The sequence below is a fragment of the Vibrio neonatus genome (assembly GCF_024346975.1).
Lineage (GTDB): Bacteria > Pseudomonadota > Gammaproteobacteria > Enterobacterales > Vibrionaceae > Vibrio > Vibrio neonatus.
This window is the reverse complement of the sequence record NZ_AP024886.1, coordinates 949,929-969,026: the sequence shown is the minus strand read 5'-3', so window position 1 is coordinate 969,026 and position 19,098 is coordinate 949,929. Positions and strand designations below refer to the sequence as shown.

Here is a 19,098-nt window from a genome sequence, read left to right as displayed (position 1 = left end):
AATTCGGGGAAATTTTGAATTGGGAAGAGTCGCGTAAGCGGCTCTTTTTTTTGTATTCGAGAGCTGACAGTTTCCTGTGGGGACGAAAATGTCAACAACGAAATGTTTGAATGTGGATGTTGAATTATGACCATTTGCTAGATGGTTAGGATTAAAACGTGCGTAATTTATAATATTAAAATTAGATTACTGCTTGGCTACCAATATTAGCGATACGATGAGGTAATCATTTCTGTAATTATATGCGCATAAATGAATAATCTGTCAGCTTATATGATATTTTATTTTTATAGTTACTCGTGTAGTTAGATTAATTTTGGAATACCTTATATTCCATTTGTTGGCTAAAAATGGTTATAATTTACGATATTGAATAGCAAATACTTCGTCGTATAGTGAACCGTGTAGTGTGAGGAAAGTAACTATCAAAAAATTTAAGTTCCTGCAAAATTAGATAACAGGTATTGTTATTTGATGGTTAAATCATGACTAGAGATAGGTGTTTGTGTTTTATTGGGTTAAATGTGTTTAAATTAAGTTAATTTTATTTTGGGGTGATGTGTTGTAGTACCAAGAGTATCTTGTTTTATTTACATAAAATAAAATACGGAAGTTTTAATATTAGTATCTTCTGAATTTAATAAAGAGGTTGTACAATGGTTTATCTATACGTTTCTTTATTAAATCATCACTCTATCAAAATGATAGTTGAGTCTTTATTTCATTTATAACAATGAAATGGATGTAAGTAATTGAATTAGTAAGATACATTTATTTTGAATATGGCAGATTGCAATTAATTGATCTGTAGTGGCACAATTAATTTGGTCGCATGGTAAGTTAATATTGCTGGTTGTATTCGACAGCTTTCCTCTAACTTTAACGAGATGTAGATGACATTAAACGATTTTGTACAACGAATAACAGTGATAAATCGGGCTTGGAAAACTGCAGGAAACGATAGTGAACCGTATATTAATCAGCATATTGCAAAACAGTTACAAGAACAAAAATCAGCTTGGCAAGTAGAATTTTATAGAACCTACCCAAAAGTGGTTTGGTTTAAAGCTGATTTAGAAAACCATCCAGATGGCAATACTTATAGTGTCAGGTTTGGGGATCGCACAGTCCTTTCCTCTGACGGTGACGTTAAATGGAATGCCGAACATATACCTAAATATTTATTGCAAAAGCTTTTGACGGAATCTGAATTTCGAAGTGCAACACAACCAAAGAATGAACTATGCCTCTAATTAATATTGCTTTTATCACATTTACCGCTTTAGTATTGGTTTGGTGCCTATTTAGGCTCGGAAGTGCTAGAGCAAAATACGCGTATACTATCGGTCAAACTTTAGCTGCGTTTGAAGAAATAAGCTCCAGTAAAGACTCTCCAATCGACAGGCTAAGCGAAGAAGCTCAAGCGTTGGCAAGTCAATCATGTGCGACACATACCAGTAAAAATACGAAGAAAGTGTCGTTTGAGGGCTCTACGGTATTATTATTACGTCCAGCAGATGTAATGGTACCGTCTTTTAGTAGCGCAGCATTCAAATCAGTACCCGCAATTCTAACTACCATAGGTATTTTAGGTACCTTTTTTGGTATCACCATTGGCTTAGGCTCTTTAGATGGCATTGGCGCTAATTCTGAACAGTTAGTATCAAAGGCTATGGGATTAATTGAGGGCTTAGGTACAGCTTTTCAAACCTCGATAGCAGGTATGGGAGCGAGCTTTATATTTATGGCAATATTGTCCATATTGATTGCGTCTCAAGCTAAGAAGCGTGAGAAGGTGCTTCGTCAAATTCAAAATAGCTCTAAGCTGCTTTCTGGAAGTGACTTGTTGAACCAACTAGTTGAACATCAGAAAGAAAGCAAAAATGAATTAGCAGACTTTTCAAGTCTGGTTGACTCACTACAATCGCTCGTTGCGAAACCTTCAGCGCTTACTAGTGAGGAATATGAACAATTCTCCGGTCAAAATGCTAAAGCATTAGAACAGAGTATCTCAATACTGCATAAAGACCTCATTTCTATAGTTTCATCTCTAAAGCATAATGAAGACTTATTAGGACAATCACTTGCTCAGCATATTGGCACAGCAATCGAAACAAGTGTTACCCAACCATTGCGTGAAGACTTATCCAATATTACTAATAGACTGTCGGGACTTGACACATTAGTCGAGAACCAAGTTACTCCAGATATTCTAGAAAACAACTTGGAAACGAAAGTAACAAATCCAACAGTTTCAGCTATAGGTCAAGTGGCTCAAGAGTCTTCGCAGATAAACACAGCAATGTTTGCCATCTCGGAAGTGCTAGGATCACTAACTCAACAGAATAATGAGCCGCTGACTCAAGCTCAGCTAATCGATGCATTACAGCAAGAATTGCAAAAACCTATTCTTCAGAACCTATCAGCTCTTAATTCTTCTTCGACCAATATTGCTCAGAGTGTCGCAAATACTAATGAATTGCTGATAGCTCAATCGTCTGATACTCAGTTACGCCAAGCTCTCGCAGAAGTCATTTCAACGCCAATTTTTGCCAAGCTAGAAGAGATCAATATGCACTCGGCATCTACTGTCGCTGGCATAGAAGATCTTTCTAAATCAAGAATGAATGAATTCGAGCATCTTGTAGAGAAAATGGGTGAAGAGGTAGTTAAACCGGTTACTGATGAGCTGAGCGATACTAACAAAGTGGTTTCACGCTTTGCTGATGTAACCGATGAGCTAAATCAAAATGTGGTCAATTCAGTCCAAGAAATGTCAAAGGCAACAGAGACAGTTGTTAACTTTGAAAAACAAACTCTTATTAAGCTAGGTGCATTTGCAAGCTCAATGGATCGCTCATTAAATGAGTTTGCCGACAATAGTACAAAGGCCCTTTCAGATATTTCTGAAGAAGTTAAGGGAATTGTCGAGCTTGGCAATAAGTCGATTAAGCAACAAACGGAATCATTCTCAACGATTATCGCTGATTCAAAGTCTATGTTTGATGAGCAAGCAAATACGCTGAAAAGTGTAGGTGTGGAATCTGCGTCACTTATGATGAATGCAAGGCAAGAGTTGGAGACGGGTTTAGGTGATATTGATACTAAAGTTCTAAATATGTCTTCAACTATTCAGGGTGAACTAGAGCGCTTTAGAGAAGATTATCAAAAAAATCTTACTCATTATTTTACCGAACAAAATAGATTGTTAGACGAGTCTCTGAATGAGCAGAAGAGTGGCCTAAATGAGGTTGTAGAAAACTTCAAAGATGCATTTGAAGATGAGTACCAGAAACGTAAGGCGTTGTTCTTAGAGCTTGATAAGCAGCATGAACAATTGGCTGATGCGGCAGAGCGAGTTCAATCAATGGCAAAAGCTATAGGGCTAGAAAAGGCCAGTTGGACAAGTGAGATTCAATTGGTTCAGCAGTCAATTGGTCGTCAAGTTGCAGATTTAGGTAAGTCATTTAGTGAAGCATCGAAACAGTTTTCATTGGTCGCATCCCAAATGCGCCCAGAAATGGATGATTACTTTATGCGTGCTAACAAGTCAACTGAAGAGTACTTTGCGTCATTTGATGCTGCATCTACGAGTATCTACAACAAATTGGGTTATGTGGCTGAACTTATGAGTACTGTTATAGTAGAAGCGCAGCAAGAAAAAGCATCGCTTAGAGAAGAAAAAGCGTTGGTTGTCTAATGAATACATTTATAGAACAACATGAAGAAGAACAAATAGACGAAACAGGTACTTGGTTATCCATAGGTGATCTAATGGCAGGCTTGTTGATGGTATTTGCTTTGTTCTTGATTGTCACCTTGGCACAACTTTATAAGTATCAAGAGCAATCTAAAAGTAATCGTATTGTCATTATTGAAGAGATTCAAAAAGGACTAGATAAGGCTGGAATACAGTCAAAAGTTGATTTGCAAACAGGCTCACTATCGTTAACTGAGGGCTTGAATTTCGGGGACAATAGTTCATCGATAAATGCGCCATCGAAGTTATTTCTTAAGAAGTTAATACCAATTTATAGCCAAGCTATATTTCTCAATGAGAGCACATCTAAAGAAGTATTACACCTTGTTATCGAAGGAAATGCGGATATAGGTGAAGGAGAGGGAAGAGCATTGTCTCTCAGTCTTAATCGAGCTGAGGCAGTAACGAGTTATATTGAACAGATGATCTTTCCTTATAAAGGACAGTTTATGGACAAGATTCTTCCTGCTGCTCGAGGAAACCTAGATGCTGAACCAAAACGACCTGCATACAAAAATAGGGAAGTAGTGTTCAGGTTCGAGTTTAAGAGTCGTGATCTTACGGAGTTGATGGGCAAGTAATATGAAGTCAACATCATGGTTTATTGAGCCTGTGCTACCAAAGTTTACCAAACTGGCTGAGTTAATAGATGACACCACGAACTCAATGGCGAAGCGAGATACAGATACCTTATTTTTAGCCGATAAGAAAATCACGACGTTAGCAACGAAGCTGAAGGAGTCAGGAAAGCTCTCAGAACTAGAGTGGCTTATTTTACTGCGATCTGAATCGCAGTATGAGTCTTTAGATGAAAGGGTTAGGCAAGGTGTTGTTGCGATAGTTTGGGAGGCAATTCAACAAGATGAATCTCGATTTTCTAAACTTAGCCTTAATCTAATCTCCGGCATCGCACGTGACTATGTCTCAATGGCTAAAGTCTTGTTGTGTGATTTCCCTAGAGTACTACCAAGACATTTTTCTAGAACGACGAAACAGCAGGTAGAAATTACACGCTACTTGATTAATCGCCAGTTTGAATTAGGTGCTAAAGCCATACTTGCCAATGGCAAGAGTATTGTTACCTTCTTTAAATCATTAAAAATGGAATCAAAAGGATCGCACGTAACCCATATTGCTGATGCAGCTGAGTGTGCATTGCCACAAAATCCTAGTACAGCTCAACTGACTTGGTGGCGAAGCTGTCAAGACTTAGTAGAACAAGATCAAACTATTGAACAGTTAGAGAGGCTGTTGACTAAGGTTTCTCTGATAACAGCAGAGTCACCATTTGAAAAATGGATAAAAAGCCATTGCTTGCCGGATTCAAAAAATACGCTTTGGTATCGGCTTTCTAAAGAGTCTCAGTTAAAGCTTAAGAGTTTATTCAATGTTACTGAGTATAAGTCTGTTTCAAATCTCTTTAAATTATTGATAGAAACAAGTAACGATGATTCGTTGAATGAGCGACAAGTTCGGAACTTACAAAGTAGGATAATGTTTTGGTCAAACTATACCGATGAATTCAAAAGGGTTCGCTTCTTTTTGACTAATCGTTCATGGTCACTACTTAAGGACAAAGTAGATTTAGATGAACTAAGAGTCCAAACAATGACAAGCTCCCCATTGAATGATCAGAGTGAGATTTGCATCTTTGATGTAGGAAATTATTTTATCGTCGAACGTTTTATAGGCTCCCATTTTGATCTAGGCATATTCCTGCGAAGTGACGAAATAGAAAGAGTCTTATTCGAAAGTGAATATATAGATGCAGAAAATATTAGCACCTTAGAACCTGATTGGGTTTTAGACCACCTTAGCTATTACCAACATCGTATTGCTCGATTCCTAGATGGTAAGGGTGTGAAACTAGGTAAAAAAGCCCCTTCATATTGGTTACAACCATTGAAGGCTGACCAGCAATTAAAAGTAAATAATGATTTAGATAGGCGTTATCACAACGTTTATGACAAAGCGACCTACTTCAAAACAGGAAAAAGATTTTAATGACCACAATTCTTCAAGATCCTTTAACGGTTATCTTTAGTGCATTGATCATCATTGGTGCGCTAGTGGCTGCATTTACGTTGCATGGTGCGACTGGAAAACTGATTAAACAACTTAATCAGGCAATTAGCGAACTTGGTAAGCTAAAGCATCAGGTTGATGACGATGACGAAGGTAATGAAGTGGAACAGGATTGGATACCTAATTCAGCATCTATTGCATATCAAAATTACGACAAGATTCATTCGCTGATTCAAAAAGTAAAGTATTTAGCACCATCGTGGAGATCTTATTGCAGAAGTATGCAGCTTCCGGATACTCACTACACTCGTAAGCCGGGTCAAGCGCCAGTGCTGAGAAATACAGTACAGGTAAACTCAGTGTTCAATATGGAAACGGTTGTTGAGCCTCATGTGAATGTTCGACAATACACCGCGATCCCAAACATGCTGACGGGCGCAGGTTTATTGTTTACCTTCGTTGGTTTGATGATAGGTATTAGTGAGGCTTCTGTAGGCTTAAGTTCATCAGATATTGAATCGGCTAAAGCTTCGTTAAATCCACTTCTATCTGGTGCTAGTATTGCATTTACCACCTCTGTAGTGGGTATTATCTGCTCTATGATTTTCTCTTGGTATGAGAAATCGCGTTTCCATAAATTAGAAGTCACAGTTAAAGACTTTAGTGACTACCTAGCTTCACATGTTGAAGTGATTGATTCTGATAAGTTGGCTGCAATGCAACTTGAAGCGACTGAAGCTCAGACAAAAGCACTGACTGATTTCCAAGTAGACCAACAACGAATCACCGACGAAACCATTAGCCGTGTATCTCGTGAATTCCGAGAATCCTTACTGAAGACTGCTGGCACAGAGATCAAGCAGATGGGTATTGTCCTACAGGAGATGAATACTGGGCTACTGTCTAATATAGAGCGTTTCTCGGAAGCGCAAGACAAGACTTGGGAAACCACTTCAAAATTGACCTCGAATCTAGAGGCCTCAGTTCAAAGCTTAACTCAACAGCTATCGACTTCAGTTGAAGAGATGTCGTCTCGTGAACAAGAAGTGATTACTCACGTAGAAAACGTAGTTTCAGCGATGACAGACACTGTTCAAGCTAAAGTTATTGAGGTTTCTGAAAACTACACAACCACGATGCGCCAAACGTCAGTTGAGTTTGCGAATATCCCGCACCAGTTGGCTCAGCTAACGTCTGAACACATGAATAGTTCATTGCAGCAATATCAGACATTGACCAGTGAAATGTTGCCACTGATGTTACAGCAGGTAGCCGAAAGCCTGAGTGAGCAAGTTTCTAATTTAGCTCAGCAGATGCGCACTGCAGAATCTGCTGTAGCAGATTCGATAGCTCAACTTCCGTATGTAGTCGATAGCTTCAAGAAGATGAATGCTGAACTTGTTGGCAATGTTCAAGTGGTCAACCAGCTGAATTCAAGCTCGATGAACTGCTTGGAAGGATTCAACCAAGTGATGACTAATCTAGATTCTGCATCACATCAGTTCGTTGAGGCTAATCAACAAACAAGTAACACCCTTAAGCAGTTCCAAGGCTTGGTAGAGCACGCTCAAGTGAGTGTAATGACTACAGCTCAATCAAACCAAGCTATCTCTAAGGCTGCCGAGCAATTGAATTCACTTGTTGCTTCGCAAGCTGGCTTTGCCACTCAGTTTGAAGCTTCTCTGAACCAGTCTTTTGAACAACTCAACCAAGGCTTAGAGCAATATGCTACTCACGCGAACAAGCAGCTACTGAACATGGATAGTAAGTCTGCAGATGTTGCAAATAACCTAATGGAAGCCGCGAATGAGATTGGTGCATTAGTAAACGACCTTTCGAGTACCGAGTATAAGAAGGTAGCTCAAGCGTGAGACTGAAAAGGCAAAGTGAGGACTCAAGTTACATGATGTCTGTTTCAGACATCATGTCCGGTTTAATGTTTATCTTCATTATTACCCTTGCAATTTTCGTTATCGACTTCTTGATTGCATCGAGAGAACACGAAGAGAAAATGCAAGAGTTAACTCAGATTTTGAGTAGATTTGAAGAAAACAATCGTATGCGTGGTGCTATGCTGACTGATATTCAAGATGCTCTAGCTAAACGCAGCATCGAGGTAGATATCGATGCGGAGCATGGTGTACTTCGTTTAAATGAGAATGCTGTACGATTTACAACGGGGTCGGCTGATTTACGTGGGGAGCAGTTAGAGCGCTTGGAGGTTGTGGCGCAAGTACTAGCAGAGATTCTACCTTGTTATGGTAGCAATCAACCTGATAATGGAAAGTGCCTAGCTGATACCCAAGGAAAGATCGACTCAGTTTTTATTGAAGGGCACACGGATAATGTCCCAATTGGAGGGCGACTTGCTAAAAAGTATAAGGATAACTGGGAGCTATCCGCGGATAGAGCCATGTTTACTTATCGTGAAGTCACTAACAGTCAACCACTGCTAGCTTCAATGTTAAACACCAATGCTCAACCTGTAATTAGTGTGAGTGGCTATGGTGAAGGCAGGCCTGTTCCAGGACATGCACATCCGTACCCTAAAAATGATCCTATAAACCGACGCATTGACTTCAGGTTTATTATGACTCCACCAACTGTAACTGAAGCTCAGAATGCAATTGAGGGAAACCTCTAATGAATAAGTTCAGTGTAGCATCGTCATTAGCAAATGCTTCGAGGCATATACATACACAATTAATTAATCAATCTTGGGCACCAACGGATGACGAGTTGCGCATAGGTTTTAAGCACACAGAGCACTTAACTCAGCAAAATAAATTAAATACCAAGAATGTTTCTCTTTACGGTCAAAGGGTTATGGCGCATTTATGTGTTTTAGAACCCTCGAAGCGAGCTGCTATGGGTAATGTACTGGAAGTTGAAAATTTCTGGCCACAAGCTTATACGGTTTTTAAGTCGCGCAATGATGTCATTAGTTGTGATGTGCTTTTAACTAATATTAACAATCTTACCCAGTCTAGGTTATCGACGAAACTACCAGAACTAGCCTCTGACATCTTCAATCTCTCATTAGATGTCAAACTTGGTTCTAGTAGAGCTAGGCGTTTTGCATCCAATCATCAAGGAATCTTAGATAAAGATATTAGTAGCTTTGTTGGAGCTCTAGAAGCTCAGCACCTAGCGTGGATAGATGAAAAATTTGAACTCTTCAGTAACTTAACAGGTGAGTTTGTTGATTCACCTAATTTCCATTGGGTGAACCATTTCTTCCGCGTCTACGTTAAACAAGGGCTTGTTTCAAACATTGATATTTATTGCTCATCAGAGACATGGTCAGAGCTTGGTCGTTACATCCCTCAAAGTATAGTATTAAGCGAGATCAGTAATAATGATATCTATTTGATAATGCAAGTTGGGAATGCTGTTGTTGCTTATTCAACTCAAGCTGAAGCATGTTTTATCGCTGAGTTAGGTACTAAAGTAACCAGCTTTAATGAGGTTGTTTCCTTGTTGCCAGAACTCAAGTTCAACCTAGGTATTCATTTGAGTAAAACCGGTCTGTGGCAGTATCGAGCTTCATACATGCTAAAGAATGCGACAAAGTTTGCACCTAAACGTGCTGACTACATGGTGAAGTAACGTGGCAAGTAAAAAGTACTCAGACGATGGAAGCTATATTCTTTCTGTCTCAGACATCATGTCAGGTTTGATTTTTGTATTCATTATATTGCTCGCTGTTTTTATGATTTCTTTGATGTCAGCAAACGAAGACAGTTTGCGTAAAGAGAATGAATATCAAGCCAACATTGCAAAACTCAAAAGTAGAGAAGCAAAGCTCGTTGAAAAAGAACAACAAGCTAACAAGATGCGAGTCAGTCTAGAACAAAAGAACGCAGAGTTACTAAAGAAAGAAGCTGCGTCTCAGGTACTTCAAGCACAGTTAGAAGAGCAGAACGATAAGCTCATTTCCGAAAGAAACGCTGCTAGGGGCTATCTTTCTGGGATAGTAGAAAACTCGCAAACACGTGTTGCTTTACTCAATACCATCGAAAGTACTCTTCAGAAGCATGGGTTGGTGGTAGACATGGATATGGAGCATGGCGTGATGCGCCTTGGTGAAGACGCGATTCTCTTTCCAACGGGTAAGGCTACGCTAAATAACACTTATCTTGAGCGCTTACAGACTGTCTCCAACGTTCTAGCTCAAATCCTCCCTTGTTACGCCGACGAACAGCCGAGCAACTTGCACTGTCTTCCAGAGACAAAAGGCAAACTGAACTCAGTCTTCATTGAAGGACATACGGATAATGTACCGATCAGGGGAGCATTGCTAAACCAGTTCGCAGACAACCGAGATCTATCTACTGCACGGGCCAACTATACATTCAATAAGTTGGTGAACGATACTGAACTTTTAAAGCTGATGCAGAACAAGCAACACCAGCCAATATTTAGTGTCAGCGGTTACGGTGATGATAGGCCTGTGACAGGTCATGCTCATCTTGAGCCAACTAGTGACCCTAAGAATAGACGTATAGATTTTAGGTTCATTATGTCGCCGCCTTCTACCACAGATGTTCAGAAAGCTCTCGATGGAAATCTAGGATAGTTATTTGATAGTTTATTAAAAGCCATGCCTAATTTTATGGGGTCACTTCATTTCGAACATGGTTTTTTCTTAAATGACTTGGCGCAAAGTGATCAGCGTACTTCCACAGTCTTAGATAATATGTTCAAGAAATATGGGTAAGTTCATAAGCTTATAAAGCGTGCATGTGAACAATCACATATAGAATGTCGCCATCTTAGGAATTGAGGAGCTCGAATGCTTACACCCATTATCGAAGTCTGTGATGATATGCAGAATATTCATTCACCATTCACTGGTCGAATGATTTACGGCCAGAATCTTGATGATGAAGTTTATCAAGAACTATCGGAGCTTCAGGCCGCCCCTTCAAAAGATCAATCAATTCTTTTTGTTTATGACGCAGAGAATCAGGAATACCTATATCTGTCTAAAACACTACTAGATGGTATCGACTTTGACCCCGAAGAGGTTGAAGTCGATGCTAAGCAGTTGCTTGGGATTCTTGGTAGAAGTGACTTAATCGCGTTTCGACAGTGTGGAAATTTCCTACTAGGAGATTGTTGGACTGTATTTTGCCCAGTAGTAAGTGAGTAATTGAAAATGGCTATCCCAGTAATAAAAATTCAAGACGACCGAGAAGCACTGTTCTCTCCATATTCGGGCCTTGTTTTGTACGGCGAACATGCAGAAAACATGATCGATCTGTTTGATAAAGCGGAAGCGGGTGACGGTGAAATTGAAGAAGATCCTACAATTCTGTTCTGCTATGTATCTGATGTATGCATGTATTCGTACGTCCACCCGAAGCTTCGCGAGCTTTTCGACTTTGAGAGCGATGATATTGATCCCGCTGAACTGTGCAACAAGCTAAATGTAGATTCAAGTTTGGCGTTTCAGCATGATGCAGGCTGGTCTGGCGAAACCTGGTGGGGTTTCGGGAAAATTTAACTAAGGATTCATTTCCTACTTAAAAGTGAAAAGAGAATGAAGAGAAGTATTCAGCAACAACTCATTAAAGACTTTGGTGGGGAACCTGTTTCAGCTTTGTCTATTGATGGTGTAAGAGATTTTTCTTTTACAGTAAGAGATACGGGTTTAAAAAAAGCTGTTGGTGTTATCGAAGATTTTCTGACGCTGCTTAAACTGGCATTTGGCAATGAAGTAAGCGAAAGGAAGATAGCTGTTGCTTTTATTCTGTTACCGATCATTTTGATTAGGCACCCCAAAAGAACGCTGGTCGCGATCTCAGGTTTTTATCGTGCTGTTAAGCTAAATCTTCATAAAAGTTACGATATTAACTTCAAAAGTGGAAGTGAGATTAAAGGTAGCGCTTGCGTGCTTTCAAGACATGCAGTTGTATTAGCTGATAGATATAGTGGCGAGTCTAGTGAAAGAACACTCTCTCACGAAGCAATGCATTTGCTCCAGTACCGCTTCATTGATAAAGATGAACATAATGAACTAATGTCACCTAGTTTGGAATGTGCTTTTCCCTTTGGCCACGCTGAATTAGATGGCTTTGATGAGAGCTCTAGTTACCTCTTGAATCGCTATGAATTGGAAGTAATTATTCATGAGTTAGTTAGGCATCACTACGCAGTTTACAAAAAAATACCCCAAGATATTGGGGAGTTTAAGGAATTCGCAATTGAAGCTTTTAAGCTTGGTGTCGATGTAGATGACCAACTCGGAAGCGATTTCACAGAAATCGTACGCTTGAGCCGATATGAGTCTGTTACTCAACAAAATAAAGGGAAATCAGACGATAATTCATATAAGCGAATTATTCACAGAATCATAGATGAATGGCTAGCCCCCTGCTATGCAAACCTCTTGCAATACTATGGCGATGAAAACGCATCATTAGCTTTCAAGTCTCAAATTAAGGGCCCAAACCTATACAATCGCGTCTATCGTTGCCCACATTAGGTGCGGATTATCAACTTATTGATAAAATTCAATATATTTAGGTTTGTGATAGTTATAATTGAGCTTGCATCAAAAAGGCAGGTCGTTTCCTTCGATTTATTGTGTTCAAACATATGAGGAAGCAATTACAGGTTTTATGGAGAGCTTGATGTCGAAGTCCAATTTTGAGTTTTTAAGGGGTGTGAACGATTTTTTGTTTACCGTTGCGCGTGCGGCAGAGAACAATTATCCAGACGATCCCAACACTACGCTCGTAAAGTTGCGTCAGTTTGGAGAAGCAACAGCAAAGCACCTCGCTAAGTTGTTAGATATAGACACACCAGAAAATCAGCATGATTTGTTACGTGAACTGGGTAAAATCCCCTTTGTTGATGATGGGATCTTAAATGTATTCCATAAACTACGTAAAATTGGCAACCAAGCTGTTCACGAATATCACGATGATTTGCAAGATGCTGAGATGTGTTTGCGCCTCGCATTCCGCCTTGCGGTTTGGTACTACCGATTAGTCACTAAAAACTTCGACTTCCCAGCTCCTGAGTTTATCCTTCCTAGCTCCGAAAATGGCACGCAATTTGAAGAAGAGCTTCTTAGCCTCAAGCAAGAACTAGCATTAGCTCGCCAAAGTGAAACGCAGACTAAAGCAGAAGTAGAAGCTCAACAAGCCAAGCTAACGGCGTTAAATGGCTATATTTCCGTATTGGAAAGTAACCAAGAAGAGACGCAAGAGCAGTCCCAAGCTCGCATCTGTGCTCTGGAGTCCAAACTCAAAGAGCAAGAAATAGAGCTGTCGAAGAAGACGGAATCTGAGCGCAAGGCATACAAACAGCAGATCACTAAAGAAGCGTCTTCGCGTGCTCTTAATCTAAGCGAAAGTGAGACTCGTTACCTCATCGATAATCAGCTTCGTAAAGCAGGTTGGGATGCGGATACAAAAAACCTTAACTTTGCCAACGGCACTCGCCCTCAAGTGGGTCGAAATATGGCTATTGCCGAATGGTCAACAGGCAAAGATGAGACAGGCCATACAGGCTTTGCAGATTATGTATTGTTCGTTGGGTTAAAGCCCATAGCGGTTGTAGAAGCGAAAAAAGCTAATAAAGATGTTTCGGCTAAGCTGAATGAAGCATACCGCTACAGTAAGTATTTCGACTTTGACTTCTTGACTGGCGAGTTAAGACAAGCAGCTCGTGGTAATGAACAACAAGAGCAGGTTGAAGAGGCGTTAGGCAACTATCTCCCTTCTTGGGCTGACTCTAGCGGTTCGCAACCGTTTAAAATTCCTTTTTGCTTTTCTGCCAATGGTCGTGGCTACAAAGCAGCCATAAAGACCAAAAGCGGTATTTGGTATCGAGATGTTCGCCATCCAACTAATATGCCGAAGGCGCTACCAGAGTGGCACAAGCCAGAAGAATTAGTCGCCAAATTAGAGAGTGATGATCAACTCAATAATAACTGGTTTGCGCGCAATCAAGATATGAATGACCTTGGACTTCGTTACTACCAAGAAGAGGCGGTACAGGCGACAGAGCAAGCCATAGTCAATGGTCAGCAAGACATCTTATTAGCGATGGCCACAGGTACGGGTAAAACACGCACCGCCATTGCTTTAATGTATCGTTTGATTCAATCTCAGCGATTCAAGAGAGTGCTGTTTTTGGTGGATCGCACCTCCCTTGGTAAGCAAGCGCTTGATTCGTTTGAAGATACCAGCATAAAAGGCGATACCTTCAACGCCATTTTTAACGTTAAAGGGCTGACAGACCGTTTTCCTGAAGACAGTACCAAAATTCATGTTGCTACCGTGCAGTCATTGGTTAAACGCACATTACAAAGTGACGAAGTGATGCCAGTAGGGCGTTACGATTGCATCATAGTCGATGAAGCCCACCGAGGTTATATCCTTGATAAAGAGCAGACGGAAGGAGAGGAAAAGTTCCGTAATGAGCAAGACTTCATTTCTTCTTATCGTCGCATTATAGATCACTTTGATGCTGTAAAGATTGCACTGACGGCCACGCCTGCATTGCACACCATAGACATCTTTGGTGGTGAGAAAAAGTCACCCGTTTATCGTTACAGTTACCGCAAGGCCGTGATTGATGGATATCTAACAGACCAAGAACCACCCATTCGCATCATCACCAAGCTTAGTGAGCAAGGGGTTTATTTATCGGGTGGTACCGAAGTACAGCGTTTATCCAATCAGGGTGAACTAATTAACGATACCTTAGAAGATGAGCAAGGTTTTGAGGTGGCTGACTTTAACCGAGCCCTGATCGCATCAAACTTTAATAGAGTTGTGTGTGAAGAGTTAGTCAATCATATCGATCCTACTAGCCCACAAAAGACTCTGGTTTTTTGTGTTAATAACGCTCATGCCGACACTGTTGTTGATGAATTGCGAACAGCTTTTAAAGCTAAATACTCAGAGCTTGAGCACGACGCCATTATTAAAATAACCGGTGACTCTGACAAAGATTCAACTAAGGTTCAGTCAATGATCACGCGCTTCAAATTAGAGCGTTTGCCAAACATTGTAGTCACTGTTGACTTGCTCACTACGGGTATTGATGTCCCAAGCATCTGTAATCTTGTGTTCATGCGTAAAGTACGCAGTCGTATTTTGTATGAACAGATGAAAGGACGAGCAACACGCTTGTGTCCTGATGTGGGTAAAACGTCATTCAAGATATTTGATGCGGTAGATCTTTACTCCACCTTGCAAAGCGTCGACACCATGCGTCCAGTTGTGGTGCGCCCTAAAGTCGAGTTGCAAACCTTAGTCAATGAAATTACTGACTCCGAAACCTATAAAACCCTTGAGGCGGATGGCAGAAGCTTTGCTGAACATAGCCATGAACAGCTGGTGGCAAAGCTGCACCGTATCGCGACCCATGCCAGCTTCAATCGCACTAAGTCTAAAGAGATAGACAGCCACATCAAACGCTTTGATGAAATATGCCAAGACTCTGCAGGCTGTGATTTTGCAAACCTAGCCTCAACCCTAAAGCAAAAAGGTCCAAGATGGTCAGCAGAGGTGTTCAATAAGGCTCCTAACCTAGTAGGCCGCTTAGAGCAGTTAAAGCAAGAGATAAACGATTTACGTGACATGCCTATCTTTACAGATGTCGATGATACTTTGCTGCGTGTGGAAACGGTTTATGGCGAGCATGGTACAGCGCAAGATTTCCTAGAGGCCTTTGACGCGCTGGTAGATTCATCTTCTAACCAGCAAGAAGCATTAGATATCATTATCAATCGACCAAGAGATTTAACCCGTAAGGGTCTGCTAGAACTGCAAGAATGGTTTGATGCACAACACTTTAATGAGCCCACTTTAAAAAAAGCGTGGAAAGAAACCAAAAACCAAGACGTAGCCGCTCGCCTTATCGGCCATATCAGACGCGCCGCTATGGGCGATGCGTTAATGCCGTTTGAGCTGCGAGTGGAGATGGCGCTGGATAAAATCAAGTCGCAAAAAGAGTGGAACCAAGAGCAGCTCAATTGGTTGGATCGCATTGCATCCAGTATCAAAGATAAAGTAGTGCTAGATGATGACACCTTCAAAACTGGCAATTACAAGCGCAAAGGCGGAAAACGTAAGCTTATGAATGTCTTTAATGACGATTTAGACAGCATACTCACTCAATTCCAAGAATACATGTGGGACGAGCCAGCTTAACCCCGTACAATCTAGTTAAAGCAAATAGTTTGATTGTTGATCGCCTCAATGATCAGCAAACATTTTACAAATCAGAGAACAAACATGAACAATAATGATCTAGTCGCCAAACTGTGGAAACTGTGTGACAACTTAAAAGATGGTGGGGTGTCTTACCAAAACTATGTCAACGAGCTTGCGTCGTTATTGTTTCTGAAAATGTGTGAAGAGACAGGTCAAGAAGAAGAGTTATTACCTGAAGGCTTTCGATGGAAAGATCTAAAAGGGAAGCTGGGTCAAGTTCAACATCAGTTTTATCGTAGTATGCTGGTTCAATTGGGCGATGATAATCATGCAATTGTTCGGGCAATATTTCAAAATGTAAATACAACGATTCGTGAACCTCGCCAACTTACAGAGTTGGTGAGCAGTATGGATCAACTAGAGTGGTTTGATGGTGGGCAAGGTAAAAGCCGAGATGACTTTGGCGACATGTACGAAGGCTTACTACAAAAGAATGCTAACGAAACCAAGTCTGGAGCAGGTCAATACTTTACGCCACGTTCATTAATCAGCACCATCATCAAAGTGCTGCAACCTCAACCTCGTGAGGTCATTCAAGACCCAGCCGCCGGCACCGCAGGTTTTTTGATTGAAGCCGACAGATACATCAAATCACAAACCAACGATTTAGATGATCTAGACGATGATGATCAAGATTTTCAAATGACCAAAGCCTTTGTTGGTTTGGAGCTAGTACCAGAAACACGCCGCTTAGCCTTAATGAATTGCTTACTGCATGACATCGAAGGGGATAAGAACCAAGGTGCAATTCATTTAGGTAACACATTAGGTAGTGCAGGGGAGAGTTTGCCTAAGGCGAATGTGATCTTAACTAACCCTCCATTTGGCAGTGCTTCTAGTAGTAATATTACCCGTACCTTTGTTCACCCAACAGGTAACAAACAGCTGTGTTTCATGCAGCATATCTATGACGCGCTTGAGCCGGGTGGCCGCGCAGCAGTGGTGATCCCAGATAATGTGCTTTTTGAGGGAGGCAAAGGTACAGACATCCGTCGTGACCTGATGGACAAGTGTAATCTGCATACTATTCTGCGACTGCCAACGGGTATCTTTTACGCACAAGGCGTAAAAACCAACGTGCTCTTCTTCCAAAAAGGCACCCCAGAGAACCCAACTCAAGATAAAGGCTGCACCAAGGAAACTTGGGTATTCGATATGCGAACCAATATGAACACCTTTGGTAAGCGTCGCCCACTGACAGAGAAGCACTTTGATGCCTTTATTGACGCTTATGGCTCAGATAAAAATGGTCAATCTGAGCGTACTGAAGGTGTTTATGAAACCCTAGGTGCCATTTATGCAGAGAAAGGTGCAGAGGTTGAGCACATTAGCGAGAAAGCGCACAAGGTAGATAGCGCTCGTTTCCGCAAGTTCAGCCGTGAGTACATTCGCGATCAAAAAGGCGATAGCCTAGATATCTCTTGGCTTAAAGACCTAGAGGCGACTAGTGCGGAAAACCTACCTGAGCCAGAAGTGCTAGCTGGTGAGGCAATGGTAGAGCTGACTGAGGCTATTTCAGAGATCTATAAGTTGATGCAAGCGCTTGGGGCGAATGATGAAGCTGAAGCTCAGAAGCAATTGCTTGAGCAAGCCTTTGGATTGGAAGATAAACCGGAGTTGAAGTAATGAGTGGGTTACCAAAAGGGTGGCTTAACTTAAAGTTAGGCGATCTTATTGAGTTAAAGTATGGGAAATCGCTACCTGCTAAACAACGTAGTGGAACTGGCTACCCTGTATATGGTTCTAATGGAGTAGTCGGTTTACACACTGAAGCTTTAGTCTCTGGGGGAGGCTTGATTGTTGGACGAAAAGGATCTTTTGGTGAAGTTCATCTTTGTGAAGACGACTTTTCACCTATTGATACTACTTATTTTGTTGATTCGTTTCCTTCTGGAACAATGAAATATTGGTACTATCAATTGAAGAATCTTCCTCTTACAAAACTAAATCGTTCAACAGCAATACCTGGTTTGAATAGAGATGATGCGTATGCTCAAGATGTTCAATTACCCCCTGACTCTGAACAAAAACGTATCGTTGAAAAACTCGATGAGGTATTGGCACAGGTCGACACCATCAAAGCCCGCCTAGATGGTATCCCAGGCCTGCTAAAACGCTTCCGCCAATCCGTCCTCGCTTCCGCTGTATCAGGGAAGCTGACGGAAGAGTGGCGAGGGAACAATATTCAAGAAAAATTAGAAACAACTGACTTTTCGGATTACTGGCTTGATAAATATGCGAATCAAGGAAAAAAATACACAGGCCCTAAAATTAAACTCGAAAATCAAAATAGTACGGCACTTCCTGATACATGGTTAGACACGCACATAGGTGTCGTTTTTGATGTTCATGTTGGCGCAACACCTAGCAGAAAAGAACCAACATATTGGGAAGGGGATATACCTTGGGTTAGTAGTGGAGAAGTCGCTTTCAGCTTAATTTCAAACACTACTGAGAAAATCACACAAAGTGGGTTGTCAAATTCTTCCACTAAAATACATCCTGATGGAACAGTTATGCTTGCGATGATTGGGCAAGGAAAGACTAGGGGACAACCTGCAATTCTTAAAATTCCCGCTGCTCATAACCAGAATACTGCAGCTCTCAGAGTACCTAAGGAAATGTGTGTTTCAGAGTATCTCTATTACTACTTATGGGAAAAGTATGAAGAAACTCGAAGAGTTGGCTCTGGAAACAATCAAAAGGCTTTGAATAAATCTACTGTACAGGGTTTGTCATTTCCTTGTGCTCCGATAGAAGAACAAAAAGAAATTGTCCGCCTAGTCGACCAATACTTCGCATTCGCAGCTACTATCGAAGCTCAAGTTAAAAAAGCGCAAGCTAGAGTAGACAACCTAACTCAAAGCATTCTAGCAAAAGCCTTCCGAGGTGAGTTGGTTCCACAAGATCCAAACGATGAGCCAGCCGATAAGCTACTAGAACGCATTGCTGAGGCTCGCAAGGAAGCCGAAGCATTGGCAAAAGCGGCCAAGAAAGTAGAAACTGCCAAAAAGCGCGCTGCTAAGAAAACCGCAGAAAACCTTTAATAGATAATTACTAAGCACGCTTATCTGG

At 41.0% G+C, this 19,098-nt stretch carries 14 protein-coding genes; all 14 read left to right on the top strand.

Annotation, left to right across the window (positions count from 1 at the left end):
• The first annotated feature begins 893 nt into the window (after nucleotides 1–893).
• The 14 genes from OCU38_RS16505 (at nucleotide 894) to OCU38_RS16440 (ending at nucleotide 19,070) form a co-directional block, all read left to right on the top strand.
• Nucleotides 894–1,253 (top strand): hypothetical protein, encoded by a 360-nt coding sequence (locus tag OCU38_RS16505; RefSeq protein WP_261824555.1) that lies wholly within the window; start codon nucleotides 894–896, stop codon nucleotides 1,251–1,253.
• Nucleotides 1,244–3,700 (top strand): hypothetical protein, encoded by a 2,457-nt coding sequence (locus OCU38_RS16500; RefSeq protein WP_261824554.1) that lies wholly within the window; start codon nucleotides 1,244–1,246, stop codon nucleotides 3,698–3,700. The genes OCU38_RS16505 and OCU38_RS16500 overlap by 10 nt, the downstream gene beginning before the upstream one ends.
• A complete protein-coding gene (locus OCU38_RS16495) occupies nucleotides 3,700–4,341 on the top strand; it encodes an OmpA family protein (protein WP_021713442.1) in 642 nt (213 codons plus the stop codon). The genes OCU38_RS16500 and OCU38_RS16495 overlap by 1 nt, the downstream gene beginning before the upstream one ends.
• A 1-nt stretch (nucleotide 4,342) precedes the next feature.
• Nucleotides 4,343–5,764: an EH signature domain-containing protein gene (locus tag OCU38_RS16490; protein WP_261824553.1), complete on the top strand. Its 1,422-nt coding sequence runs from the start codon at nucleotides 4,343–4,345 to the stop codon at nucleotides 5,762–5,764.
• Nucleotides 5,764–7,656 (top strand): hypothetical protein, encoded by a 1,893-nt coding sequence (locus OCU38_RS16485; RefSeq protein ID WP_261824552.1) that lies wholly within the window; start codon nucleotides 5,764–5,766, stop codon nucleotides 7,654–7,656. The genes OCU38_RS16490 and OCU38_RS16485 overlap by 1 nt, the downstream gene beginning before the upstream one ends.
• Nucleotides 7,657–7,688: 32 nt before the next feature.
• Entirely contained in the window at nucleotides 7,689–8,429 is a 741-nt protein-coding gene (locus tag OCU38_RS16480) for an OmpA/MotB family protein (RefSeq protein WP_261824551.1), read from the top strand.
• Nucleotides 8,429–9,394, top strand: coding sequence for a hypothetical protein (locus tag OCU38_RS16475; RefSeq protein ID WP_261824550.1), 966 nt, complete (start codon nucleotides 8,429–8,431; stop codon nucleotides 9,392–9,394). Before OCU38_RS16480 ends, OCU38_RS16475 begins: the two co-directional genes overlap by 1 nt.
• Nucleotide 9,395: 1 nt before the next feature.
• The gene (locus OCU38_RS16470; RefSeq protein ID WP_021713447.1) at nucleotides 9,396–10,364 is read left to right on the top strand and encodes an OmpA family protein; all 969 of its coding nucleotides are present in this window, start codon (nucleotides 9,396–9,398) and stop codon (nucleotides 10,362–10,364) included.
• 216 nt (nucleotides 10,365–10,580) lie between these two features.
• Complete coding sequence (locus tag OCU38_RS16465; protein WP_261824549.1) at nucleotides 10,581–10,940, top strand: hypothetical protein; 360 nt, start codon at nucleotides 10,581–10,583, stop codon at nucleotides 10,938–10,940.
• 6 nt (nucleotides 10,941–10,946) lie between these two features.
• A complete protein-coding gene (locus OCU38_RS16460) occupies nucleotides 10,947–11,294 on the top strand; it encodes a hypothetical protein (protein WP_021713449.1) in 348 nt (115 codons plus the stop codon).
• Between the two features lie 36 nt (nucleotides 11,295–11,330).
• On the top strand, nucleotides 11,331–12,275 hold the full coding sequence (locus tag OCU38_RS16455; protein WP_021713450.1) for a hypothetical protein: 945 nt from the start codon (nucleotides 11,331–11,333) through the stop codon (nucleotides 12,273–12,275).
• Nucleotides 12,276–12,423: 148 nt separating this feature from the next.
• The gene (gene hsdR, locus OCU38_RS16450; RefSeq protein WP_261824548.1) at nucleotides 12,424–15,960 is read left to right on the top strand and encodes a type I restriction-modification system endonuclease; all 3,537 of its coding nucleotides are present in this window, start codon (nucleotides 12,424–12,426) and stop codon (nucleotides 15,958–15,960) included.
• Between the two features lie 84 nt (nucleotides 15,961–16,044).
• Entirely contained in the window at nucleotides 16,045–17,649 is a 1,605-nt protein-coding gene (locus OCU38_RS16445; protein ID WP_261824547.1) for a type I restriction-modification system subunit M, read from the top strand.
• On the top strand, nucleotides 17,649–19,070 hold the full coding sequence (locus tag OCU38_RS16440; protein WP_261824546.1) for a restriction endonuclease subunit S: 1,422 nt from the start codon (nucleotides 17,649–17,651) through the stop codon (nucleotides 19,068–19,070). The genes OCU38_RS16445 and OCU38_RS16440 overlap by 1 nt, the downstream gene beginning before the upstream one ends.
• Nucleotides 19,071–19,098 lie beyond the last annotated feature (28 nt).

Bases quoted from the DNA above. Each gene is read 5' to 3' on its own strand.
- OCU38_RS16495 (WP_021713442.1), top strand. From the start codon at position 3,700: ATGAATACATTTATAGAACAACATGAAGAAGAACAAATAGACGAAACA.
- OCU38_RS16485 (WP_261824552.1), top strand. From the start codon at position 5,764: ATGACCACAATTCTTCAAGATCCTTTAACGGTTATCTTTAGTGCATTG.
- OCU38_RS16445 (WP_261824547.1), top strand. From the start codon at position 16,045: ATGAACAATAATGATCTAGTCGCCAAACTGTGGAAACTGTGTGACAAC.
- OCU38_RS16490 (WP_261824553.1), top strand. From the start codon at position 4,343: ATGAAGTCAACATCATGGTTTATTGAGCCTGTGCTACCAAAGTTTACC.
- OCU38_RS16505 (WP_261824555.1), top strand. From the start codon at position 894: ATGACATTAAACGATTTTGTACAACGAATAACAGTGATAAATCGGGCT.
- hsdR (WP_261824548.1), top strand. From the start codon at position 12,424: ATGTCGAAGTCCAATTTTGAGTTTTTAAGGGGTGTGAACGATTTTTTG.
- OCU38_RS16465 (WP_261824549.1), top strand. From the start codon at position 10,581: ATGCTTACACCCATTATCGAAGTCTGTGATGATATGCAGAATATTCAT.
- OCU38_RS16500 (WP_261824554.1), top strand. From the start codon at position 1,244: ATGCCTCTAATTAATATTGCTTTTATCACATTTACCGCTTTAGTATTG.
- OCU38_RS16480 (WP_261824551.1), top strand. From the start codon at position 7,689: ATGATGTCTGTTTCAGACATCATGTCCGGTTTAATGTTTATCTTCATT.
- OCU38_RS16440 (WP_261824546.1), top strand. From the start codon at position 17,649: ATGAGTGGGTTACCAAAAGGGTGGCTTAACTTAAAGTTAGGCGATCTT.
- OCU38_RS16455 (WP_021713450.1), top strand. From the start codon at position 11,331: ATGAAGAGAAGTATTCAGCAACAACTCATTAAAGACTTTGGTGGGGAA.
- OCU38_RS16475 (WP_261824550.1), top strand. From the start codon at position 8,429: ATGAATAAGTTCAGTGTAGCATCGTCATTAGCAAATGCTTCGAGGCAT.
- OCU38_RS16460 (WP_021713449.1), top strand. From the start codon at position 10,947: ATGGCTATCCCAGTAATAAAAATTCAAGACGACCGAGAAGCACTGTTC.